At 57.6% G+C, this 3,183-nt stretch carries 4 protein-coding genes; all 4 read left to right on the top strand.

All coding sequences use genetic code 11. The features are described from left to right. The first annotated feature begins 157 nt into the window (after positions 1-157). The gene (locus BP26_RS31195; RefSeq protein ID WP_084183345.1) at positions 158-625 is read left to right on the top strand and encodes a TonB family protein; all 468 of its coding nucleotides are present in this window, start codon (positions 158-160) and stop codon (positions 623-625) included. A gap of 199 nt (positions 626-824) precedes the next feature. Further along, on the top strand, positions 825-1,148 hold the full coding sequence (locus BP26_RS29840; protein WP_157572708.1) for a hypothetical protein: 324 nt from the start codon (positions 825-827) through the stop codon (positions 1,146-1,148). Between the two features lie 85 nt (positions 1,149-1,233). Continuing rightward, positions 1,234-1,608 (top strand): DUF7674 family protein, encoded by a 375-nt coding sequence (locus BP26_RS0122435; RefSeq protein WP_029922792.1) that lies wholly within the window; start codon positions 1,234-1,236, stop codon positions 1,606-1,608. A gap of 74 nt (positions 1,609-1,682) precedes the next feature. Then, entirely contained in the window at positions 1,683-2,927 is a 1,245-nt protein-coding gene (locus BP26_RS0122430; protein ID WP_157572707.1) for a hypothetical protein, read from the top strand. Positions 2,928-3,183 lie beyond the last annotated feature (256 nt).

The raw sequence follows: 3,183 nt of genomic DNA, 5'->3' as shown, positions 1-3,183 counted from the left end.
CCCTCAATGAGGGCAGAACCACGTAGATATCGCCTCTCAAATCCAGCAGGATAGGGGGCGCACCGCGCATCGTCCGCAGACCGCAGTCGGCCCATACCTACCTGTCGCGAGCGTCCGCATTGCGGTAGGCAACCATCAACGGTTCTCAGGAACGGTTATGCGCCAGAGAAGAACAAGTACGTTTGCGGCCGCACCCCTAGCAAGCCTGCTTTTCGCTGGCATTTGGGTGATGGGAATCATACTTGCCTGCTCTAGCGCAAGGGCTGGGACTCTTGATCCGGTGCTGCCAAAAATCATTGCGCAAGTACAGGCGCAACTGAGGTACCCACCTAAAGCCATTGCGTTGCAACAGTCCGGGAGAGTGGTTGTCCGCTTTCGCATAGATAGGTCAGGGAAGATCCTCGAAGTCGGTTTGGTGTCGAAGACCGGAAGTGCTCCACTCGATGTCGAGGCTATCAATGTATTCAATCGAATCGTGCGATTTGACCTAGGCATTGGGGATGACTTCGTTCCCGAGGCCAAGAGTTTTGTTATACAGCTACCAATTACCTTTGATCTCAGCAATCAATCTGCCCAGCCAGGGGCTCCTACGGAGGGGAGTTCCTTGCCGGCAGCTGGACCCTGAGCTCCATTTATCTGGCCGCCTTCCGGCGTCGATCTCCAAGCACCGAACATCTCTGGTGTGCGCGGCCTGACAAGCAATACAATCGGCGGCAACCGGCCCAGAGCTGCCGCTGGTGACCGACCGCTTTAGGGTAGGCTACGTGTCAGTAAGGCCTAATCAGATTGAGACGAAAAACATGCGCTGTTGGAGCGACTTTTTTTTGAATCTTCTCGCCCATGCTGGGAAGGGTGTTTTTGTTACCGTAAATACAGCCGTCGGCGCACGCTGGAATATCTTGCTGGGTGAACATAACGCCATTCATAGTGATCGCATCGCGTTTCCGGAGGGAGAGACTTTCTTTCGAGACTTACGCAGCGTGGAAATTCCCGAGCATTTCGCCGCTGGCAAAACTGGTTTTTCGAATGATGTTGAAGCGTGCTTCAACTCGGTACGTTGGATAAAGGGTCTGAAGATCGTGAGGTCATCGATCAATCAAGGGCCATACAAAGGGGAGTGCCTTTATGTCAGTCTCGAAAAGACCTAGTCGTCCCCAGCCGGCCCGGAGCCGCCGCTCGCCAACGGCGGCTTTGCGGTAGGCTTCCGCGACCCAAATTCAGTGATGGCCGAATATGAGCAAGTGGCGGCGGACAGCGAGTGAAGTCCTCCCGGAGCTGCAGAAAGTGATTTCTGCTGCCTGGTCGCCGATGTCGCTCTGGATCGAGCTCCGCCGTGAATTTGAAAAGGCTTATCGAGCCGAAGACTCAGATAGGGTTGCACGCATAATGAAGTATGCCCGGTGGTGTTGGACGGCAGATAGCGACGATACCGTCGCCGCCGTCCTATGCGCATTCTTCGAGCATCTGCCTGAGGACGAAGCCATCCGAAGAGACATACCGCGCTGGTTTTCGCGCTCGGAGTTTGAGCGGTTACGAGAAGTGTTCACATATCACGCAGGCAGCGCCAGCGTTGCCCAGATCGAGCGAGAGTATGCGGGTCGGAAATGACAGTCCACGGCCCATTGCTGCCGGTCGCGAACGACCGGTATAGGGAGCCCTAAAGTTGGGCGCGGAGGCTACGCTTGCTCGGGATGCTAGCGGGTGAGCGACCACGTTCGGGCGCCGACAGCCGAAAAGCGATCAGAAAGAAACTTCGGGGTAAATTGGGAGACATCGTGCGATCACTTCTTCCGGCTCTGGCCAGCGTTCTTCTTTCCACCTCCGTTGCCGCGGCGGCGCTGGAAAGGTTTACCCCGGCGGAAGCCGCGCAGGTCGACAACCTTGCGCAGAACGTCGAGCAGCAGTGCAAAACGCAGGCGATAGCGGAGCTGAAGCAGATGGCCGCGGAATCGAACGACCCACCCACCCTGATGGACAAGCTCACCTCGGGAGACTACTGCGGCTGTATCGGCCGCAACATTCGGGCCCGCGCCACTCCGGCCCTGGTCCGGCGCGGCACCGAGGCGGACGGGCAGAAGATGGTCCAGCAGTCGGCGAGCGACTGCGCAGCGCAGAACTTCAAGGCGGGCTTTCCGGCCATCTGCCATTCCTGGGCCACGGCCCTGCCGGACCGCGCAAACCTGTCGGTGGCCAATCCCGAGAAAATGGACCAAGCCTGCGCCTGCGTGCAGAAGCGCGTCGATCAGATCACAGGAGATACCCTGGCCGAAACGACCAGGCAGACCATCGGAGATTACGAACGGTACCGGCGCAATCCCGAAGAGCCGCAGCAGTGGAGCCCTATGTCGGTAATGGGCAGCTACATGACCTGCTTCAAGGAAGCCGGTCTGGTGCGTCAAGGGGCAGAACAGCCCAATTCTGCCGGCCAGCCGACTGCGGCTTCTCCGCATGCTGCTGCTGAATCTGCCGGCGACGCAGCGCAACTCATTCAGGTTATGCAGATGGATCGCACCACGCTACTTGGTTTTCAGGCGTCGATGCGGGATGGCTTGAAGCAGGGTAAGGTTACACAAAGGCGCTATGACTGCCTGCTTCGCGCGGACCCCTCTGCATTTACGGATATCTATGTGCGCGGGGTCCCCACTGTGATGACCAATGAAGAAATTCGCACTGCGGTGCAGTTCTATCGGAGTTCCGCCGGTACAAAGTCCATCTTGGCAGGGCTTGCGCAACTCAATCAAAAAATAGGCACGCCCGCGCCGGACGCCGTTCTGGAGCTTACGCCAGCAGACAATCAAGCCGTTGAAGTCTTTTCCAAGACTTCTGCCGGGAAGAAGCTGATTTTCGATAACGTCCTTCAATCCCCGCCGATCACGGATGAGCTCAAGAGAAAGATTGTGGAGCTGGTTTCCGCCTGCCCATCGTGACTGATACGCGCTCCTGCGCCACTTGTCTCCGAGAATCTGCGCGTGGGTTAAGTTGGGAGTGGACCGATTACCCGGCAGCGTTCCGGCGGAGACCTGTAAAAGCCGAGTGACGACTCCAGCCCCCCAGCCAGGCGGTACAATCGGCACTAGCCGGCCCGTACTGAGATTCCCCTAGTTTCCCAGACACCTTCATTCGCTACTATGGCATTGAAGGAGGTGTTTTATGGAGAAGCGGCGACGGTACACAAGGGAGTTC

The sequence above is a fragment of the Nevskia soli DSM 19509 genome, assembly GCF_000711955.1.
Lineage (GTDB): Bacteria > Pseudomonadota > Gammaproteobacteria > Nevskiales > Nevskiaceae > Nevskia > Nevskia soli.
This window is presented reverse-complemented; position numbering and strand designations above follow the sequence as displayed.

What these genes read in the sequence shown, in the direction of transcription:
- BP26_RS0122435 (WP_029922792.1), top strand. Translation starts at nt 1,234, where the DNA reads ATGAGCAAGTGGCGGCGGACAGCGAGTGAAGTCCTCCCGGAGCTGCAG.
- BP26_RS31195 (WP_084183345.1), top strand. Translation starts at nt 158, where the DNA reads ATGCGCCAGAGAAGAACAAGTACGTTTGCGGCCGCACCCCTAGCAAGC.